Origin of the sequence: Clostridium polyendosporum (assembly GCF_018332455.1) — a bacterium.
Classification (GTDB): domain Bacteria; phylum Bacillota; class Clostridia; order Clostridiales; family Clostridiaceae; genus Clostridium_AY; species Clostridium_AY polyendosporum.
The window spans coordinates 106,886-126,272 of sequence record NZ_BOPZ01000006.1 but is presented as its reverse complement, the minus strand read 5'-3'; the positions used below and the strand labels follow the sequence as shown (position 1 = coordinate 126,272).

Below are 19,387 nucleotides of genomic sequence, written 5' to 3'. Positions count from 1 at the left end.
AGACTTAATGTGAGAATTCTCACCTCCTCCTATGCTTTTAATCTCCAAATTAAAGATATATCCCTTTGTGGATTATCTTTAAAATACGGTCTACTTGTCCATATTCTTAATCCTTCTATTACAGTTCTTCTCGTATTAACATTTTCACTATCGATCCATTCTTCAATAATAGACAATGATTTTTCATAACCAAAATATCTTGAATATATTCCATAAACTTACTATGATATAAATAATCTTTACTTCACATTAAATCATAATATGAAGTAACTTACTTTCTACTTACAGGTTAATTATAACAATAATTTCAAATATTTTGTAGTTATTGTATAAAATACCTGATTTTCATGTTGAAATCTTATATTATCAATAACTAACTCAATATTCTCATAATCTGTGAAAGTTAATTTTTTTCCTTTCCTTGATACATTAGATGTGTTATATTAATTCTCCTCCTTTAAATTCAGATTATTATTTACATCATCTATATCTCTAAGTAACTTTCCATAAAAATAAACTTCCAGTTCTTGTTACAACTCCGAGGTTGTAGCAATAATCGGAAGTTACTGAAAGTGATACAATAAAGTAGACACCAAGATAATAAAAAAATATGAAAAGGTTGTCTGCTTTATGAGAAAAAGTTACGATAAATAATTTAATAATGAGAATCTATAGCAATTAACTCATTCATAGATAAAATTTTTTCTTCGTCAGGATCTAATAAAACATCAAAATCAATATCTATATAATTAGTAAGTTTCCCCTCTCTCTTTTTCTCTTCATCCCAATGGTTATCCTGATACCATCCTTGATAAGCTAGTCCTGATGCAGTTATCCCTCTTGGTTCTGCTCCTAATTTAATAAGAAAAACTCTATCGCCTTTATTTATTTTTTTGGAATTGGAGCAACTCCAGCTATCTATATCTTCCTTCTTCCTTTAATATTGCTTTAGCGCTATGAAAATCACTCCAGTGCCATTTACTAGGGTTATATGTTAATAAATACGTAGCCACGTGATCATCCCCCTCCTCCTAACTACTCTTTCCAACTACCTAAATTAATTTTCTATAAAAGAATTCTCATCTATTTTCCTAGAATTTCTCTCTTCAATCTCTTTATAAGTTATATTCTTATAGAATTTTGAAAGCCTATCTTTTAAGTAATTAGAAAGCTTCTTATCTACACAATAGATATAGCACCCTTTCATACCTCTAGTCATTAATGTTCTATAAGTATTTTTAATTATCTCATCAGCTGCTTCAAGTGCTTTTATCTTATTCTGTTTATATAGTTTTTTAATTCCACTTAAAGACTTATCTGATTTTGCACGCTTTGTAAAATCAGTAACTATGCTATTTTCGTATCGTAAATCTTCACCTATTATTACTCCAACATAATCAAACTCTAGACCTTGGCATGTATGAATACAACCAGCTTGTTCAACAGAAAATGGATCTATAGCCCATGTTTTTGAATTACTTAAATTCCAACTCATTGAAAAATTATATTCAGGCATTACAATATCATAAACATCTTTGTTTGTTTTTCCTTCTGAAATCCATTCCCAGCAGTAACCTGATACAATACGTGCTTTATTATTAATCTGATTTTTTTCTATTATCAACTTTTTTAATTCATTTGGATTATCAACAATTTTAATATCGTAATCAAATTCAAACCCATCATAGTTTGCTGTTTGTCTTATTTCAAGCACATCATCAATCCAAGATAAATAACCATCAGATCCATTACATCTAAATTGTGACTCAAGTTTCAGCTCTCTTACTTCAGCACCTAACTTATTTGCAAAATCAATAATAGCCTTTTTATTGCCAATATCACTTAAAGTTACTCTTTGATTTTCATCTAGAAAAAATATAGAACATCTTGAAGCATTTATAATTTCTTTTATTTGATTTTCTCCTAGATTTTTAAATAATCCTGATTTTTCATTTAATCTATGAGCCTCATCTACAATTAAAATATCGAATTCATCCTTCTGAGAATCGTAATATGCCCCAGAGTTTTTAAATAAATTATCTATGTATTTCTTAGTATGACTTCCTTTAAGTTTTTTACAATATACCTCTCTTGGAGCACTATTTTTAGTAACATATTGACACAAATAATCTTGAGCTGTAAGTTTAACCATTAAATTTATTGCTAAAACTGATTTACCTGTACCTGGTCCCCCTTCAATAATTAACACTTGCTTTTTGTTCTTCTTTAATGATATTCTTGACATCTTAAGGGCAGTTTCAAATACAACTTTCTGATCATCAATCATATAAAATTCATCATTACCATCCAACATAGATACTAATGCATCTTGCAAAGATTTTGATGGTTTTATCTTTCCATTCTCTATTTTATAGAGCACTCTTTTATGATCAGCTTTTTTAATATATTTGCAAATAAATTCTCTTAATTTCAGTACCTCTCCTTTAACATACACAGGTGCCCTTTCTAAATATTTATCATAAACTTTGTTAACTAATGGATCATCATCTCTTAGGTAATAATTATGCAGATATGCACATGGAAATAAAGATATGTTATCTTTCTGAACAGCCTCATTGTAGTCCTTTATTAAGGTTGCGTAAGTCCAAGCTTGATAAGAAGGATGAGATGTTCTTATTAGTGAATTATTCATCGCTGTTTTAACAATCCCATCCTCATCCTCTATAACCTCTACTTCCTGCCACTGCTTCAATTCAATAATAATAGCATTTTCCTTGTCGTTATTATCTAAGCCAGAAATAATAAAATCTACTCTCCTAGATGTAGCAGGAACCTTGTACTCTATTGCAACACCTGAGTCGTCAGGTATTGCTGAAGTATTAAGCACCTTATACATATATTGCATAGATTTATCCCAAGCATTAAATTCACTTTTTTTAATACGTCCAACATTTCTTAAATAAGCTTCTTCAATCTTAATTGCTATCTCATCATTAGTTACATGATCCATGAATTGTTTTTTAGTAGCCTCATAAACTATCATAAAACCCTCTCCCGATTGATCCTAATTTTAAACTTCACTAGACTTCTTATTACTTCCTCTAAACTTATCTATTGGATATTTAGCACTATTCTTTTCAATTTTATTTATTAAAGCTGTTGATAAATCTATATCATAGAGCTGACAAAATCTAAGTAAAAAGAAAAAGGTATCTGCTAATTCATCCTCTACATCTTTCCTTTTTTCTATATTATTCATTATCTCTTCCATATCTTCTTCTGACTTGAATCTAAATATATCTAACAATTCTGCAGCTTCAGTGACAGCCCCAATAGCAAGTTCCTTAGGATTATGAAATTGATCCCAGTCTCTATCCTCACAAAACTGCTGAACCTTATCTTTTAAATCTATTATTTTAAGCTCTTTATCCATAACTTTCACCTCTAAATTTACAATACAATTACACTTATAGTATTTTCTAAATTTTTTATTCTTGCCCAAAATACTACTTAATACTTCGTCCAGTATACTAACATTTAATTAATATAATTACTTTACTCTATATACTTATACATAATTAAGTGGAGTCATAATTGATCACTAATAAATACCTCTATCATATTATTTAGAATTCTAGACATTCGCCAGCACTACAGGTAAAAGAAAGATACCCTAATACTACTAGTAAGCTTTCCGTAATAAGCTCTGCTAGCTAGCGAGTGTATTATTACTCAAAAGTTTAATCAAATTTAGTCGCAGCAAATGGTGTTTCCATAACTATTATTAAATCTCCCTAAGTATTTATATAAATTACCAATCTTTTTAAACTTTCCAATTAAAGATCTAACATGAACAATCTTATTTTTGTAATCTTTAGATAGAAATTTACATCCTAAGGCTGCTTGCAAGACTCTATTATTTATATACTTAATTGCATCAGTAATCATAATACTTCCTTTCGCTTCCCATTACTATTTAAAATCTAAATGTATTGTTTTATACCATTATCTATAATATCTAAAAGGTAAAATTAGAAAACAAGTAGCTTGTTTCTTCTTTAAAAACTTTAATCATATATTTATTACTTGTTACCATGGGTAAGTTTAATAATTGAACTTTATTCATTATTTACAAATATTAACAAACATAGATATACGACAATAACATCCATAAAAGTATTACATCACTTAAATTATTTTATTTTTATTTATAATACTTTTCATTTCCTCAATAGTCAAAACATTATCATTTCTACGATGTATCATCCTATGACAATTGCTACAAACAGGAATTAAATCAGTAACAGGATCAATGAATTGCTCTTCCTCTAATGTACTTAATTGCTTTGCATGGTGAATCTCTATAAATCCACTTCCTCTTTTGCCATAAACCTTTTCGAAATCAAAACCACATAAAGAGCATACTGCTCCATGAATTTCTATTGCCCTTCTTCTATTTTCAGGTCTTCTTTCATACTTTTTACCATAATAATACTTAACTGCTCCTTCCGCAATAAGCCCCTGCTCTTCCTGTTTCTCTGCCTCAATATCTAAAACAATATCAATAGGATTAATAAAATCTACAAAATAATGATCATCTTTTTCTCCTAATTTCTCAAACCTTAGCTGGGGTAAATCTTCAAGAGGTTCATCATTCTTTTTATAAAGATCATACCACTCCGGCAGTTTACTATTTATAAGATTAGCAAAATCGACTTTCCAAAAAAGTCTAGACCTTGGTGAATCCATATTATCAATCTCAATTCTTGCATAATATTTCACATTATTATGAATTAAAACAATATTTTTATTTTCTCCTTGTTTTAGGTCAGAAACATTAAAGTATTGTCGGATTTCTCTCGGGATACCTGTGCCATGATGAATAAAACTTGACCTATCCATTGCCTTAATAAAAACATTTTGGGATAAAATTGTCCATGAAAATAACTTAATAGGAAATATATCTTTCTCACTATGTAAATCAACAATTTTAAAACCTCTTTTAAATAAAAAATTATTTGTCTCATCTCCGCCGCTAAACAATGATGGACTTAATTCTTCACCATTTACATATTTATTTGCAATGGAAATTAAATATTTTGGAGGATATAGCTTTTCTCTATAGAGTACACTAAACTTAGTTGACAATCTCTCTTGTGGAACTCCATTTTCATCAATTTCTTCTATAGCTTTTAAAATATGTTCTTTTGAAATATTTTCTGGAATCATTTAATGCTCCTTTTTAAACTAATATTAATATAATTATTCTTTGTTGATTATAAAATCCCTTTAACTGTTAATTTAAATTATTCAAAAAGCCCTGGAGTGATCCAGAGCTTCTTTTGTTATTAATGATATTTAACCTTTGTCGTCTATTATGAAGATGACATAATAATTCAATATAATATTTAATATAAATTTTTAATTATTATATTAATAAATTAAGTTACTTCTTCATTATTTTTGAGTGACATAAGAGATATTTGCCATATTTTTATATCAATATATACTTCGTATAATATGGATAGAAGTTAATAAACAGAATTGATTAATCCAATTTCCCATGCATAGCTAATGCCACAATTTAAGAAGATTTCACACTAACTAAAATATTGGTTATAATTTATGGCATTATTTACCATATAGTTTCTAAGTGCAGTTAAAATAAAGACAAATCCGCCATTTGCTTATTAGAAAAAACTCCTTAAAAAGCTTAATGTAATTTAATCATAAAGTAGTCATTAATTTATACTGATAGTAAGATCACTATTTGATTGATGTAATATTTAATATTTCACTACTACATTATTAAAAATAGATCTTTAACCTCATCTTGTGATTTTTCTTGATTTCTTAAGTCCATTTCACTGACGTTTTTTATCTTATTGTATAAATTCTTAAGCAGATTAACATTATCTATTATATAAGAGTAATTCCTTAAGTTTTTTTTGCATAGTAACTTAATTTCTCTTAATTTATCTCTTTGATACTTAATATCTGTTATCTTACTAATCTTTTCAGAAAGTTCTTTGATCTCTTTTAAATCTTTTTGAAACTGCAATCTGAAACTTTCCCCATATTTTATTATTGTTGAGAATTCAAAATAAATATACTCTAACACTTGTATTACCGCCTCAAAATTATTGAAATCAAAATTATATATACCTCTATGAGCATATGTATGTCTCGAATTGACCATTTCATTATATATTTTAACTTCATCTGCTGTCCTAGGTAATATAAATTTAAACTCCTTAGATAGCTCTTTTTTTATGTCACCTTCCATCTTCTCTAACATAACGTTTGGTGAGAACCGGTTTTTTGGTATCTTATTATCAATAAATTTATTCAAAAAATTATTTTTATGCCTGTCCTTCTCAATCAACTCATAAACAAAATTTTTCATCAACTGCTCAGAAAATGTGTAGCAGTTGATTAGTAATGACCTTTCAAATGTATCACAACATTGAAATAATGAATCCTGAGAAATATTCATGTCATCCGATAGTTTTCTATACTTTTCTCTATTATCCGCCAAACTATTTCTAATCTCTAATACCCGTTCAAAGTTTTGTTTAATGTCAGATAGTCTCTCTTTCGCATCAAATTCGAAAATTCTCATGCTATTTCACCAATATTTTTTTGCATATTTTAAAACGATTTTCTATTGATTCAAGAGAACCAGTGCTTGTTGTAAACGGATTATCTTCTTCCTTCTTTTGTGATTTTTCTAGAGTTTTATACATAATCTCACAATACCTTCCTCTAATGCTATCCACTTCAACAATACTTTCACTTGCCGTGTTCAGTATAGTACCCATAAAAGACTCCATAATACTTACATTCAAATTGCCTGAAAAAACATACTGATCATTAATTACTTCAACTCGTTTAAACATATCATTACTACTAAAAACCTTATGTAGAAATTTCATTGCTTTTTCAAACTCAGCAATATAATCTTTACTTATAATATCATTTCTTTTTCTTTCACAATATTCATTCAAAATATTATTAATTCCTGATGTCTCAGGAGTATATCTTTTATAGTAAATATCTGACATTGCCATAATTCTTAAAAAAGCTTCAACATGTTGATCTTTCTTTATACTGCTACTTGAAAATAATTCAGTAAAAAGTGAATTAGAATTAGCATATCTATATAATTCTTTTATAAAATCTCCATGAGCTAACGACTTTCTAATCTGCATTGAATTTAGTTTTTCAGATCCTGTATTTATTCTTTCAAATATTAGATATTTCGAGCTTAAATTATTTGGTTCCAATTGCTTAAACTCAATTAACGGAATTGTACTTCTCTTAATGATCCGTTTATAGGCGTCTTCCAATTGCTCAAAGGATTTGCCTTGAAGTTCTTTAGATACTTTACTAGATAATTTTGATTTTACAGTCCGCTTTGAAGTGGATTTTCCATGCCAAGGATTACCTTTTACATAATTCACAACAGTTGTTAATCTTTGATAACCATCTATAAGTTCATATCTATTCTTATCGACTTCTAATAAGAACAATGGAGGAATCGGTAAACCTAAAACTATCGATTCAATAAGTCTTGAACACTTAAGTGCATCCCAAACAAACTCTCGTTGCATATCAGGTTTAATTATTTCCTCATTTTCATACATGTCAATTAATTCGCCAAATGATCGGTTACTAACCCAATGCTTTATATTAAAAGCATCTAATGATTCCGTATCCGATGTTTCAATAAGCTCTCTTACTTTTTCTTCAATTTCTTCGTCTACTTCATTGTATTTACTAGTTTGTTGAAAGAAATCGTCCATATCTTTAATCTTAAATTGAATACATTGATTTTTGTAATTCTCAGTATAAGCATCAAGAATATTATTATTTAAAATTTTTAAGTACAATTCCATTATAATTCCTCCATCTTATTAAAATGTTTACTAGTGAACATAACGACCTATATTTTAACATATTTGTACTAATCTTATTTGTTTTTTGCAGCATATATATAAGTGAAAAAACAAATGCAACATCTAAATTTACACAAATTCAATTAATTGGTTTTATAGATTTTAATGTTCAATACCAAAACTTGACACAGTAATGTTTCATATTCGTTTATTTATAGTATTAGATTATCACGTTTTAACTTTTATATCTAGTTTAGTTCAATCTATCCATTTTGAAAAAATGCCCTATAAAGTGTGCTTTTTAATTGTCGCTGACTTTTATATGTTTTGCTCAATTTTAAAAATCACAATTTTTCCATTTTTACTTTTATCTGATTCTCTATCTTTCGACTTTCATATTTATGATAGTTAAATATATTGACATGTCTTCATTACAACCAAAACCTCTGTTACTTATGGTACGTTTCGCCATTCATTATCCTAAAAATTATTCAGCATTTAGGTATTTTTCTCTAGTAACATTAACTTCCCATTATAGACGCTCATGCGACCACCCGCACCAGCAAAGCCATGAAAACGCTTGGTTAATTTATATATTTGGATATACTAATATTATACGGCATAAGGTCGGAATGTCTTGGTGCTTTGAGCCCGAATTTATAGACTGACTATGACCTCCTACTTGTACCACAAATTGTTGCCTTGAGCACGCAGGGTAGATTAATAAGTTACTGGAGGTCCGCTGTAAATTTATTCATTGGAGGCCCATAGTATGGAAATAATTTACGAGCGCTGTTGTGGAATGGATGTCCATAAGGACACAATTGTTGCCTGCTTTATTTCAGGTCGCAAAAAAACTACCAAAACTTTCTCTACTACCACATCATCACTTCTCCAGTTAGTTGATTGGCTTAAAATTAATGAATGTCAATATGTTGCTATGGAAGCTACTGGAGCCTATTGGAAACCAATTTATAATGTTCTGGAAATGGAGGAGATGCCAACATTAGTTGTGAACGCCCAACATATTAAAGCAGTTCCAGGTCGCAAAACTGATGTCAAAGATTCTGAATGGATTGCTGATTTACTTAGACATGGTTTGCTAAACGGGAGCTACATTCCAAACCGTGATCAACGTGAGTTAAAAGAACTTGTAAAATATCGTAGAAGCCTTATTCAAGAACGAGCTAGAGAACTTAATAGAATTCAAAAGATATTAGAAGGCGCAAATATAAAACTGTCCTCTGTCGTTAGTGAAATCGACGGCAAATCATCACGTCAAATGCTTGAGATGCTTGCATCTGGAGAAACCGATGTAAAAGTAATGGCTTCCAAGGCACAAATGCGATTGAAACAAAAAACATCTCAACTTGAAGAAGCCTTACGTGGATTCATAGATAATCACCAAAAGTTAATGTTAAAAGCTATGCTCAGCCATATTGATTATCTTGACTCACAAATATCGACTCTTGATAAAGAGATTGAGCAACGTGTTTTACCTATTCAAGATAAGGTTGACTTAATCGATGGCATTCCAGGTATAGCAAAACGCAGTGCACAAGTCATTGTTTCTCAAATAGGCATCAATATGGATCAGTTTCCAACTGCAGCGCATCTTGCCTCATGGGCAGGTTTGTGTCCTGGTAATAATGAAAGTGCCGGCAAACGCAGAAGTGGAAGAACACGAAAAGGTAATGATATGCTCAAAACAACTTTAATTGAATGTAGCAAATCAGCATCCCATCAAAATAAAACGTACTTTTCTGCTCAATATAAAAGGATTGCTACTAGACGTGGTAAAAATCGTGCCACAACTGCAGTTGCACATACTATGCTAACTATAATTTATCAAATTTTAAAAAACAACTTACCTTACTATGAATTAGGGTCAGATTTCTTTGAACAGCAACGAAAAAATGAAATTGTTCAAAAATCTGTTAAACGTCTCGAAAGTTTAGGATACTCAGTTACTGTTGAAGAAACTTTACCTGGAGCATAACCCTACCAATAATATTATCTTGCTTGTCCAATTAAAGTAACTATTGGGCATAGGGTTACTTTTTTGTTTTTTTGCCTACATACTGCTGTCCCCTAAGGTTTTCAGGGTAGACATTACCAACTACACTAATAGATATTAGTTACGTTATATAAGAATGGCATGAACTAACTTATTTTCCACCTATAGATTAATTATAGTATTTTATCAAATTATTTTCCAGCTTTACAAAACAAATCCAAAAGCCTATTTATATAAACAGAAGATAAATTTAACCTTAAATGACTTACCCCCAATTATTCTATATTTCATAAATTAATAGTGTAAGAAGCTCTTTCACTATTACAATTTCTTATATTAAAAGCCATATCCGCTAATGCTTCTGCAAAGCTTTATTAAGTTTCATTCGTAGAACTACCACTCCATCTTCATCCAATATAATGCGTCTATTTAAAAGTCCTCTCTCTAAATGTTCCGTTACTTCTAACCTCTCATTTAACCTCTGGTCTTCATGGTAAAGTCTTATATTATCAATAACTAACCCAATATTCTCATTTACTAACTTTTTAATTTCCTCATCTTTTTTCATAAGCTTAATTTTTAAATATTCACCTTAGTATTAATTAAAGTTAGATAGACATTTCCCATCTTCCCCTATAGTTATTAATCCCACCCCAAAAGCTTTTTCTCTAAGGAGTCATAATCATACTCTCTTTGTGGATAATCTGTGAAAGTTAATTTTTTTCCTTTCCTTGATACATTAGATGCATTATTAGTTTTGTTATCATTATTCCATGTATAACCTTCTTTCGCCCAATTTTTTAAAATGGTATTGATATACTGCATATAAGGTTTATTGTACTCAATGGCTTTATCAATGGCGTTTCTAACATTCTCCTTACCATGTTGAAGTATTGCAATCTTTATAGCTCCTAAATTTAATTCACCTGTCTTACCTGTTGCATTTTCAAAATAGCTTAATAGTTCAACAGAAAATGTATGTGTTTCATTTGAGTTCTTCATATTTTTCATGTTATTGACATTATCATTTTTACATATACATTTATTCTCTACTTCTTTATCTATATCTTTATCTATATTCTTACTCTCACTCTTATTCTGTTCCGTGATAGTCATGGTACTGTCACGTGACACATTTGAGTCTGTAGAAGCTATAGGAAGACAAAGTTTTTCCCTTTCTCTTTGCTTTTGTTTTCTTAATCTATTCTGTTCCCTCACCTTCTCCATCCCTTCTACATTTTGATGCTTTTCCCAGTTTGATATTTTAAGAAGATTTTCCTTACCTATTTTTATCATCCCAAAGCTAGACAAAGTGTTTAAAGCAAGCCTTATGGAATTTAACGGTCTATTGAAAATAGTGGACAGCATTTCCTCTGTATAAGGTACATGCTCATTTAAAAAGATATATCCGTTTGCATTAGTTTTACCTGCCTGTACTAATAGTCTTATCCAGATATAATGAATTGTGTCGCGCTCTGGCATAGCATCTATAAGTTTGACCTTTTCATCATCAAACATATTTGTAGTTATCTTAATCCATTTTATTTCTACCATATTACCACCTCACACTACCTTTCATTGTAATTTTTCAATCCTCTTCATAAAGACATAATCCCCATAGCATTACATTTTCTGATGTACGCTTGAGGATTTTAATATTCTATTTATTCATTTTGAATGCCTAAATTAAGCATATTTCTTAAATTGCTGTAGGTAATCAACGCCGCAATCATCATGTATTAAGATTCCTTCAATATCATAGTAATCTTCCCAGGGCATAATACCAGAGTTGCAGCATTCACACTCTCCTATTGGTAAGGCTTCCTCTCTATCATCTTCTAGTCCTGGTCTATCTAGCATAATTAACCCACCTCCTTCAAATTTAGATTATTATTTATATCATCCATATCTTTGAGTAACCTTCTTATAAAATATAAACTTCCAGTTCTTGTTACAACTCCGAAGTTGTAGCAATACCTGGAAGTTATTGCTTGCTATAGTAGTGCCTATCTCACAGAATCTATACTCTCTTTACTAAAAACTAAATGTATTTAAAACAGTGGTGGTCTGGTCCAGATAATCCTCAGCAGCTTCATCTATTCTTTTGCAAAAATAGTTTAATGTACAGCCTTCACAATTTTTAAGCACACCATTCTCCAGCAAAGAACAGCTTAAACTATCTTCATAGGTAGAATTCCTAATAGCTAAAGCTATTTGCATTTTATCAAAGGTTTGACTTGTATCAGATGATACTGTAATTCTGTCGTTAATCATTTATAACACCCCATTCCTTATTCTCATCCACAAACTCAATACAGTGGTCTGCTAATAATCATATATGCACATCTCATGTTTTTTTAAAGATAAAAACAAATATGGTTATATTTTTTTGTTCTTAAAAGCAAAAGAATATAACCATATAAAAATAAAAAAACATAAAAACATATAGGAAAAATGCGGGGGCAGATAGGTTTATACTTTTATAATGCTAAACTTTAATAAAAAATCTTTTCTTAATCCATATATTTATATAGAAATAATAAATTCAAAGGAGAACTAAGATGGGTAGAAAAAAGGCTATATCTCCTACTAAAGATATTGATATAAATGACCTTTCTTATGAAGATGAGTTTGACGAAAATGGCTTTGATGAAATGGTTAATGGTACTCCCTTAGCAAATTTTAATTTTAATGAAAGTAGCATCCCTTCTCACGAACCTATAATAAAACAAGGTCAATCGGTTCAGCTTGAAGTTAAAACTCCAAACGAACTAATTGACCATCGTAAAGCTAAAACTGTGCCTAATGGCATTACCCCTCCAATTGACGGAGAAGCTTTTGATATAAGGCGTACCTATCAGTTAAGAGAATCCACCGTTAGAAAACTAAATGAGCTTAAAGCAGCTCATCCTGATATAAATGTATATTTAAACACAATCCTAGATGACGCAATCAATCACTACTACAAATATATTTTTCTAGAAAATAGATTCCAAAAATAAAAAAGTCACCTTTTCAGCATACATAATGTATGAATGGAGGTGATTATGGTGGGAATAAATGATTTTGTAAATTTAATAGCCAATGTGGGGTTTCCTATTGCTGTAAGTGCCTATCTTCTAGTTAGGCTCGAAAAGCAGCTCATTGAACTAACTTCATCTATTAACAAGCTCAATACAATAATTTCCACTAAACCAGGGGTTGTTATAGGTAATAGTAATGATAATGGTGTCTCATAATATCCCCTTATACTCATAACCAAAAAATTCTGTAAACTCCCCCAAAACCGCATATCTAGTATTAAAATACATTTAAAAAGGAGGTCTTAACTATGGCTGTTAGCAAGGTTTTAAATTCTGCTTATCTTAGCATAGAAGTTGAAAATGGAACTGACAAGACTGGCGCTACAGTTTACAGAAAAAAGAATTTTTCTGGTGTAAAAATTGATGCTGCACCTCAAAATGTCTTTGATGTTGCTGAAGCTATTAAAGGAGTTTTAAGTAATAGCACTAGAGATTATTACTTAAATGAAACTTCAAAGTTGGTTAATTCTTAATTATTTTTTTAATGTCCTTATTACATTATGGAAAGTAGGTGAAAAGAATGGAGTATTCATTAGCAATGACCTTTGTTACCACTAGTGGGGACAAGGCTTCGTTAACTATCACTGGCGTTAAGAATGATATATCTCAAGCTGAAGTATCCTCTTTAATGGATACCATCATAGCCAAAGATATATTCTTAACTAAGGGTGGAACTTTAATCTCTAAGTATGGTGCTCAATTAACTCAAAGACAAACTACTAAGTTTAATGTTCAGTAGAGATCTATAGTGTTTTAATTTATAAAAAAAAGGGTTCAGCTTTATTTAAATGTGGCTGAACCCTTTCTTTATGTTTAATTTAAATCATTTTATACTACGTTTGCGATATAAGATACAAATAATGTGGCTTATCTTTACATCTATATATGCTTCTTTTAAAATAACTTTACTGCTGTTAGTAGCATATCTAGTAACTTTAACCATAAATCAATTAATATTTTGAACTCACGTTAACTTAATTGATTATATATATATCTTTCAATATAATGAACATAAAAGATATAATAAGAAGAGGTGCAATTAATATATGAAATATAATGTAGAATTACTAAGGCAAGAAAATTATAAGCCAACATTTTGGTCTGGAGGCATGGCTACAGAACTGACAACATATCCGCTAAATTCTGATTATGCCAGTAAAAACTTTTTATGGAGGTTGGGAGTTGCTAAAATTGATATACCAGAATCTACTTTTAGTAGTCTACCAAAAGTTTCACGTAAATTCATGGTTATAGAAGGAAAAATAACTCTCGACCATGAAAATAAGTACAAGAAACTACTTAACTCCTTTGAGCAAGACGACTTTATGGGCGATTGGAAAACTAAAACTTATGGTAAAGCTTCTGTTTTTAATTTAATGACAAGGGAAAATTATAATGGTGAATTACTTCATCTTAATATTAGTCCTAGCAAACAGCTTAAGTTCGAATATAAAACTCCATCAAATAAAGATTTAGCAGCAATTTGTTTTTACACTGTTAATGGTGGATTTAATTCTACTATTAATGATAAAGTTTTTGAAACTGTTAAAAATGATTTAATTTTAATTAACTGTGTAAATTCAAGCTATACTCATGAATTTATGCTTTCTAACAATACTTCAGAAATTACTAATATAATAGTAAGCATAATTTATAGTAATTAGCTTATCTAACTCTAAATTACTTTTGCTTTAATTTTATTATTTTTAATTTGATTGAGGGGTTTATATATGAGAAAAAAAGATATACTTGAGTTAAAAAAACGTTTAAAGAAAGATCATTGTACCTTCACTAAAATGTGTGGTTGCTATGTTAATGGTGAAAAAAATATTATTTTAAATTTTAGAGAAACCTTTTTAAATTTAGAGGAGGATGAGTACTTTAAGTACTTAGAAATTGCTAAAAAAGTCCTATCTGGAACTATTGGTAATAATATTTTAGAACTTAACTTTCCACCTAATGAAAATCTTGAAAATGAAAAACAAATTTCTCTTATGCAGCTAAAAAAAAGCCAACTAAAGGATGATGCACTGCTTCAAGATTTTTATAAATCCATTATAGATAGCTATGATTATACTGGTAATTTTTTATTACTAGTCTTTCATGATGCTTATGATGTCATTACTAAAACTACTGATAATGCTAAAATAGACGAATCTGAAGAAGTATATGAGTATATTCTATGTGCAATATGTCCTGTTTCACTTTCAGATCCTGGACTTAGATACTTTGAAGAAGAAAAGAAAATAAAGGCACGTATTAGAGATTGGGTGGTGGATGCTCCAACTCTTGGCTTTGTGTTCCCGGCTTTTATTAATCGTGGTTCAGATGTTAACTCTATTATGTACTACACTAAAAATGCAAAGGACCCGCATCCTGAATTAATGGAAAAGGCTTTAGGTTGTTCTTCAAGACAAACTGCCACTATACAAAAAGAAACCTTCCAAGCAATTATTAAAGATTCTATTAGCACTGATGAAAAAAAAGCTGAGAAAATTTTTATGGAAGTACAAGAAAACCTAAATACTATGATAGATGAATACAACGCAATATATGATGATACAGATGGTGAACCTATAACCTTAACACAAAAGGATATACAAAATCTTTTAATAGAAAGCGGAGTTCCTGAAGAAGCTACTACTAAAATTGAAAAATCTTATGTAGAAAACTTTGGTGAAGACCTGCCTTTAGCAGAGAATTTAATTGACCCAAAAGTACTTAAGGCAAATGCTCAAAGGAAAAAGGAAGAACAGCTTGCAAAGCAAGTAGAAATACTTCAAGCTAGACTTGAGCAAGTTAAACAAGAGGCTGTTGTAGATAATGAAACTCACCTGTCTACAGAAGTTAATGATGATAATATGGTTTTAGAAGAAGCTTCAGAAACTGATTTAGAAGAAGCTCCGACTACTAATTCAGAGGATAATAACCTTACTCCTCACTATGATGTTATACTTCAAGTAAAGCCTGAAAAAATACCTAAAATCAAAGCTCAAATAATTGATGGTCAAAAATGCATAATTATTCCTATTGATGAGGACGAGCAGGCTACAGTTAATGGCTTGGATGATTTGATTTAAGTAATATTAATTAAGAAAAAGAGGTAGAATTCTTTATTATTTCACTTTAAGATTAATATATTTTGTTATTTTGTGGCAATGTATATGCATAGTTAAAATTCTATGTTTATTTAACCTAATAATAACAGATATATCAAGGGCTTACTTTTTAACAGTAAGCCCTATTTTATTGAGTGAATTTTAACGGTACTGAATATAAGAATAGCATGAATCAACTTATTTTCCATCTATACTTTTCTGCATACATAATGTATGAATGGAGGTGATTATGGTGGGAATAAATGATTTTGTAAATTTAATAGCTAATATTGGTTTTCCTATTGCTGTAAGTGCTTATCTAATATATCTGCGTCAATACCTTTAAGGACAGAAGTCTATGCCTTAAACTTACATCGTTTATTTAGGAGTTTTACTGATAAACTTATTATAAAAAAATAAAATATGCTATACAAAAATGAGAACATTAAAAAAAAGCCAATTTCAATAAAATTGGATAACGGAAGTTTAAAGCCAAAGACAGGTATACCTATTATAAAATTTATTATACATAAAGCAGAAGCTAACACTATAGCTGAGATAGAATAGATAATAAGCTTTTTATTAGTGCGATTATGACAAATTCCTAGAGAAAGTCCTATTGCTCCATTTGTTAATAGGAAAAATATTCCTTCATGTAAGCTAACCAGCATAATTATTATTGCTGAAACTAAATATGCTGTTACTCCTAACTTAACCTTTAACTTTGCAATAATGTAAATTGGAACTCCACTAAAAATTGTAGCTAATACAAAAGCCTCTGAAAAGACCACTGGCAACAATTGAAATAAAACTGATAAGCATATTAAAAATGCACCTAATACTATTAGTTTTGTGTTACTCAAACACTTCACCTCCATAGAGCATTTGAACTTTATCCTAAAATATTTCTAACCATATATAGTATATTATCACTTATATAATCATATGATAGTTACTTATAGTAATTTATGCTCGTATTAAATTAAATTACAATATGCATAAAATCTAGCATACAGGAAAATGTAGTTAGTATTTATTTTGCTAGAGCATTTGAAACTTTAACTTAATTTTCAAAATAATAGAGAATATTTTAGGGGATTTTCCTATAGTCTTATAGGGGCTTAGCATTATATAAAACATTATTACCGCAATAATAAAAAAACAGGAGATACGATAAATATTTTTCAGCTAATGTATTATCAAAATTTCTTTTTAGAACTACAGTATTCAAAATATTATTTGCAAATAAAATATATATTTATAAACTTGAAAGATATAGATACAATATAGTTTCTGGAACTATTGTTGTAAATCAAAAGTCGAACCATTTAAAAAAAATTAGCGTAATTAAATTATATAACATTTGAGATTGAGAATAGAGATTTAATCACTCGGCGCATATCATATAATGTACTGAAGAATTGATATAAATAGTATATTTAACTTCCAATATAGTAAAGTTCTAACTAAATAGTAGGAGTGATTAAGGTGGAAGAAAAGCAAGATAAAGTTTATGATATTAAGTCCGTATGTCCTAAATATAATACAATAATAGATCAGTGCGAGATTGGACCTTTGACGTCTGAACAGAGGCGCATTGATGCCTTTTTAAAACGAAACCAGTCCGCTTTATTTCAGAAGAATTTGATTCTTCAAGGTCAAAGATGCAATGATGATGAAATTTTATATGTAAATAAGATTGGAAATTATACAAAGGCTTTACCTCATAATTTGTTAGGAGAAGTAAATTTAGAGGCCTACAATATTTGGATAAGTGCATTAACCACTGGAAATCCGGAAAAAATTGAGTTGATACCACTAGGAGGGACTAGAAAATTCGTTGACCCTCAGGCCTCGTATGCGTATGAGATGGTGGGACCTGATTGTCATCATCTTACTATATTACCAGCTCCGAGCTTTTCTAGCGCCATGGAAGCAAGTGAAATGGCTGAGGATTATTGGATGGCTTTAATTCGTGATGTCCCTTTTGTAGATTATGACACCAACCCTGAAACTGAGGCTGCAGCTGAGGATTTATCAAAGTTTTCGGTTTTTGATGGTCCTAAGTGCAAATGTAAAGTCACCACGGAAACACTATTCCGTAGTAATGTACCTGGCGCTTTGGAAGGACCATATGTTTCACAGTTCCTCTTGAAGGATATTCCCTTTGGGGCAAAAACTATAAAACAAAATTATATTGTACCTGTGGAAAAAATCGATTATATGACTTCATATAATGAATGGCTTAATATACAGAATGGACAGGCCCCATCTTCAGCATTAAAACTTGACCCAGTACATCGATATATTAATAATGGCAGAGCCCTCGGCGAATACGTCCATAAAGACACCAGCATTCAGGCGGCACTAACGGCTTGCTTAATACTAATGGGCTTTGGGCAGGAAGCTCTGTCTTTGAATAATCCCTATTTATTCTCAAAAACCCAGGAGGGGTTTGCTACCTTTGGTACTGCACATGTTTTGGATTTTGTGACTCGTGCAGCCAGGATGGCCCTTGAAGCAGCCTGGTTCCAAAAGTTTTTGGTGCATCGAAGATTAAGACCCGAAGAGTTTGGGGGACGCGTACAAAATCTTATGACAGGTGCCGCAAGGTATCCGATTAATCCAGAATTATTAGATTCAAAAGTGTTAGAGATAGTATTCAAAAAATACGGAACCTACCTTCTACCTATGGCCTATCCTGAAGGATGCCCGACTCATCCAGCATACCCTGCAGGTCATGCAGCTCACATTGGAGCAGGGGTAACTATTCTAAAAGCATTTTTCAATGAGGATTATATTATTCCCAATCCAGTAGTAGCCAGTGCCGACGGGCTTGAGTTACAACCATATCTTGAGGGTGATCTAAAAGTAGGGGGAGAATTAAATAAGCTTGCTGCCAATATTGCCCTTGGACGAGATTTTGCAGGTGTTCACTGGCGTTCAGACAGTTTAGAGGGCATGAAACTTGGAGAAGCTGTGGCAATAGGATTACTCCAGGACTATAGAAATACCTACAATGAAGAATTTCATGGTTTTTCCTTCACAAAATTTGATGGTACAAGGGTAATAATTTAAAAAATATATCTATAAAACATGGAATGATGAATACTAAGCGCTCCTAAAAATTATCATTCTGCAACCTTCTAGACAAATTTGTAATGAATTTATAATTAAATAAGAGGTCTGCTTGAAGGTGAATTTTAAATCAGTTTCAAGCAGATCCACTATATTTTTTGGATTTAATCATACAATGATTTTATATGTATGTAAAACTTAAATTTGCTTATACGTATTTTCATATAATTTTTTACTGTTTGGCGATATATT

General features: G+C 30.4%; 21 protein-coding genes. 9 read left to right on the top strand and 12 right to left on the bottom strand.

Features of this window, described 5'->3' with window-relative positions:
- Nucleotides 1-29 precede the first annotated feature (29 nt).
- The 7 genes from CPJCM30710_RS05485 to CPJCM30710_RS05455 form a co-directional block, all read right to left on the bottom strand.
- Complete coding sequence (locus CPJCM30710_RS05485; protein ID WP_246503467.1) at nt 30-176, bottom strand: hypothetical protein; 147 nt, start codon at nt 174-176, stop codon at nt 30-32.
- Nucleotides 177-1,057: 881 nt separating this feature from the next.
- The gene (locus CPJCM30710_RS05480) at nt 1,058-3,004 is read right to left on the bottom strand and encodes a DUF2075 domain-containing protein (protein ID WP_212903167.1); all 1,947 of its coding nucleotides are present in this window, start codon (nt 3,002-3,004) and stop codon (nt 1,058-1,060) included.
- Nucleotides 3,005-3,031: 27 nt separating this feature from the next.
- A complete protein-coding gene (locus tag CPJCM30710_RS05475; protein WP_212903166.1) occupies nt 3,032-3,394 on the bottom strand; it encodes a nucleotide pyrophosphohydrolase in 363 nt (120 codons plus the stop codon).
- A gap of 317 nt (nt 3,395-3,711) precedes the next feature.
- A complete protein-coding gene (locus CPJCM30710_RS05470; RefSeq protein ID WP_212903165.1) occupies nt 3,712-3,909 on the bottom strand; it encodes a hypothetical protein in 198 nt (65 codons plus the stop codon).
- A 240-nt stretch (nt 3,910-4,149) separates the two neighbouring features.
- A complete protein-coding gene (locus CPJCM30710_RS05465; protein WP_212903164.1) occupies nt 4,150-5,190 on the bottom strand; it encodes an HNH endonuclease in 1,041 nt (346 codons plus the stop codon).
- Between the two features lie 571 nt (nt 5,191-5,761).
- The gene (locus CPJCM30710_RS05460; protein WP_212903163.1) at nt 5,762-6,583 is read right to left on the bottom strand and encodes a hypothetical protein; all 822 of its coding nucleotides are present in this window, start codon (nt 6,581-6,583) and stop codon (nt 5,762-5,764) included.
- Nucleotide 6,584: 1 nt separating this feature from the next.
- The gene (locus CPJCM30710_RS05455) at nt 6,585-7,859 is read right to left on the bottom strand and encodes a DUF262 domain-containing protein (protein ID WP_212903162.1); all 1,275 of its coding nucleotides are present in this window, start codon (nt 7,857-7,859) and stop codon (nt 6,585-6,587) included.
- A gap of 772 nt (nt 7,860-8,631) precedes the next feature.
- Here CPJCM30710_RS05455 and CPJCM30710_RS05450 point away from each other — a divergent pair.
- Complete coding sequence (locus CPJCM30710_RS05450; RefSeq protein WP_212903161.1) at nt 8,632-9,858, top strand: IS110 family RNA-guided transposase; 1,227 nt, start codon at nt 8,632-8,634, stop codon at nt 9,856-9,858.
- A gap of 370 nt (nt 9,859-10,228) precedes the next feature.
- Here the strand turns inward: CPJCM30710_RS05450 and CPJCM30710_RS05445 are convergent, their stop codons facing one another.
- The 4 genes from CPJCM30710_RS05445 to CPJCM30710_RS05430 form a co-directional block, all read right to left on the bottom strand.
- A complete protein-coding gene (locus tag CPJCM30710_RS05445) occupies nt 10,229-10,444 on the bottom strand; it encodes a hypothetical protein (protein ID WP_212903160.1) in 216 nt (71 codons plus the stop codon).
- A 74-nt stretch (nt 10,445-10,518) separates the two neighbouring features.
- Entirely contained in the window at nt 10,519-11,430 is a 912-nt protein-coding gene (locus tag CPJCM30710_RS05440) for a phage replisome organizer N-terminal domain-containing protein (RefSeq protein WP_212903159.1), read from the bottom strand.
- A 132-nt stretch (nt 11,431-11,562) separates the two neighbouring features.
- Nucleotides 11,563-11,736: a hypothetical protein gene (locus tag CPJCM30710_RS05435; protein ID WP_212903158.1), complete on the bottom strand. Its 174-nt coding sequence runs from the start codon at nt 11,734-11,736 to the stop codon at nt 11,563-11,565.
- A gap of 174 nt (nt 11,737-11,910) precedes the next feature.
- A complete protein-coding gene (locus tag CPJCM30710_RS05430) occupies nt 11,911-12,150 on the bottom strand; it encodes a hypothetical protein (RefSeq protein WP_212903157.1) in 240 nt (79 codons plus the stop codon).
- A 287-nt stretch (nt 12,151-12,437) separates the two neighbouring features.
- On the opposite strand from CPJCM30710_RS05430, the gene CPJCM30710_RS05425 reads away from it, so the two are divergent.
- The 7 genes from CPJCM30710_RS05425 to CPJCM30710_RS17785 all read left to right on the top strand — a co-directional run bounded on the left by CPJCM30710_RS05425 (nt 12,438) and on the right by CPJCM30710_RS17785 (nt 16,403).
- Nucleotides 12,438-12,878, top strand: coding sequence for a hypothetical protein (locus CPJCM30710_RS05425; RefSeq protein ID WP_212903156.1), 441 nt, complete (start codon nt 12,438-12,440; stop codon nt 12,876-12,878).
- Between the two features lie 48 nt (nt 12,879-12,926).
- Complete coding sequence (locus CPJCM30710_RS05420) at nt 12,927-13,115, top strand: YvrJ family protein (RefSeq protein ID WP_212903192.1); 189 nt, start codon at nt 12,927-12,929, stop codon at nt 13,113-13,115.
- Between the two features lie 92 nt (nt 13,116-13,207).
- Nucleotides 13,208-13,432 carry a DUF1659 domain-containing protein gene (locus tag CPJCM30710_RS05415; RefSeq protein WP_212903155.1) on the top strand — a complete coding sequence of 75 codons (225 nt, stop codon included), beginning with the start codon at nt 13,208-13,210 and terminating at the stop codon, nt 13,430-13,432.
- 47 nt (nt 13,433-13,479) lie between these two features.
- Complete coding sequence (locus CPJCM30710_RS05410; protein WP_212903154.1) at nt 13,480-13,698, top strand: DUF2922 domain-containing protein; 219 nt, start codon at nt 13,480-13,482, stop codon at nt 13,696-13,698.
- A 307-nt stretch (nt 13,699-14,005) separates the two neighbouring features.
- Complete coding sequence (locus tag CPJCM30710_RS05405; RefSeq protein ID WP_212903153.1) at nt 14,006-14,623, top strand: HutD family protein; 618 nt, start codon at nt 14,006-14,008, stop codon at nt 14,621-14,623.
- Nucleotides 14,624-14,689: 66 nt separating this feature from the next.
- A complete protein-coding gene (locus CPJCM30710_RS05400; RefSeq protein WP_212903152.1) occupies nt 14,690-16,039 on the top strand; it encodes a DUF4317 domain-containing protein in 1,350 nt (449 codons plus the stop codon).
- A gap of 268 nt (nt 16,040-16,307) precedes the next feature.
- The gene (locus tag CPJCM30710_RS17785; protein ID WP_246503466.1) at nt 16,308-16,403 is read left to right on the top strand and encodes a YvrJ family protein; all 96 of its coding nucleotides are present in this window, start codon (nt 16,308-16,310) and stop codon (nt 16,401-16,403) included.
- Nucleotides 16,404-16,413: 10 nt separating this feature from the next.
- Here the strand turns inward: CPJCM30710_RS17785 and CPJCM30710_RS05395 are convergent, their stop codons facing one another.
- The gene (locus CPJCM30710_RS05395) at nt 16,414-16,920 is read right to left on the bottom strand and encodes a hypothetical protein (RefSeq protein ID WP_212903151.1); all 507 of its coding nucleotides are present in this window, start codon (nt 16,918-16,920) and stop codon (nt 16,414-16,416) included.
- Between the two features lie 625 nt (nt 16,921-17,545).
- On the opposite strand from CPJCM30710_RS05395, the gene CPJCM30710_RS05390 reads away from it, so the two are divergent.
- Nucleotides 17,546-19,135, top strand: a complete 1,590-nt coding sequence (locus CPJCM30710_RS05390) for a vanadium-dependent haloperoxidase (protein ID WP_246503465.1) — start codon at nt 17,546-17,548, stop codon at nt 19,133-19,135.
- The last annotated feature ends 252 nt before the right edge of the window (nt 19,136-19,387 follow it).

What these genes read in the sequence shown, in the direction of transcription:
- CPJCM30710_RS05470 (WP_212903165.1), bottom strand. Translation starts at nt 3,909, where the DNA reads ATGATTACTGATGCAATTAAGTATATAAATAATAGAGTCTTGCAAGCA.
- CPJCM30710_RS05405 (WP_212903153.1), top strand. Translation starts at nt 14,006, where the DNA reads ATGAAATATAATGTAGAATTACTAAGGCAAGAAAATTATAAGCCAACA.
- CPJCM30710_RS05415 (WP_212903155.1), top strand. Translation starts at nt 13,208, where the DNA reads ATGGCTGTTAGCAAGGTTTTAAATTCTGCTTATCTTAGCATAGAAGTT.
- CPJCM30710_RS05425 (WP_212903156.1), top strand. Translation starts at nt 12,438, where the DNA reads ATGGGTAGAAAAAAGGCTATATCTCCTACTAAAGATATTGATATAAAT.
- CPJCM30710_RS05410 (WP_212903154.1), top strand. Translation starts at nt 13,480, where the DNA reads ATGGAGTATTCATTAGCAATGACCTTTGTTACCACTAGTGGGGACAAG.
- CPJCM30710_RS05450 (WP_212903161.1), top strand. Translation starts at nt 8,632, where the DNA reads ATGGAAATAATTTACGAGCGCTGTTGTGGAATGGATGTCCATAAGGAC.
- CPJCM30710_RS05475 (WP_212903166.1), bottom strand. Translation starts at nt 3,394, where the DNA reads ATGGATAAAGAGCTTAAAATAATAGATTTAAAAGATAAGGTTCAGCAG.
- CPJCM30710_RS05460 (WP_212903163.1), bottom strand. Translation starts at nt 6,583, where the DNA reads ATGAGAATTTTCGAATTTGATGCGAAAGAGAGACTATCTGACATTAAA.
- CPJCM30710_RS05400 (WP_212903152.1), top strand. Translation starts at nt 14,690, where the DNA reads ATGAGAAAAAAAGATATACTTGAGTTAAAAAAACGTTTAAAGAAAGAT.
- CPJCM30710_RS05435 (WP_212903158.1), bottom strand. Translation starts at nt 11,736, where the DNA reads ATGCTAGATAGACCAGGACTAGAAGATGATAGAGAGGAAGCCTTACCA.
- CPJCM30710_RS05455 (WP_212903162.1), bottom strand. Translation starts at nt 7,859, where the DNA reads ATGGAATTGTACTTAAAAATTTTAAATAATAATATTCTTGATGCTTAT.
- CPJCM30710_RS05440 (WP_212903159.1), bottom strand. Translation starts at nt 11,430, where the DNA reads ATGGTAGAAATAAAATGGATTAAGATAACTACAAATATGTTTGATGAT.
- CPJCM30710_RS05465 (WP_212903164.1), bottom strand. Translation starts at nt 5,190, where the DNA reads ATGATTCCAGAAAATATTTCAAAAGAACATATTTTAAAAGCTATAGAA.
- CPJCM30710_RS05430 (WP_212903157.1), bottom strand. Translation starts at nt 12,150, where the DNA reads ATGATTAACGACAGAATTACAGTATCATCTGATACAAGTCAAACCTTT.
- CPJCM30710_RS05480 (WP_212903167.1), bottom strand. Translation starts at nt 3,004, where the DNA reads ATGATAGTTTATGAGGCTACTAAAAAACAATTCATGGATCATGTAACT.
- CPJCM30710_RS05445 (WP_212903160.1), bottom strand. Translation starts at nt 10,444, where the DNA reads ATGAAAAAAGATGAGGAAATTAAAAAGTTAGTAAATGAGAATATTGGG.
- CPJCM30710_RS17785 (WP_246503466.1), top strand. Translation starts at nt 16,308, where the DNA reads ATGGTGGGAATAAATGATTTTGTAAATTTAATAGCTAATATTGGTTTT.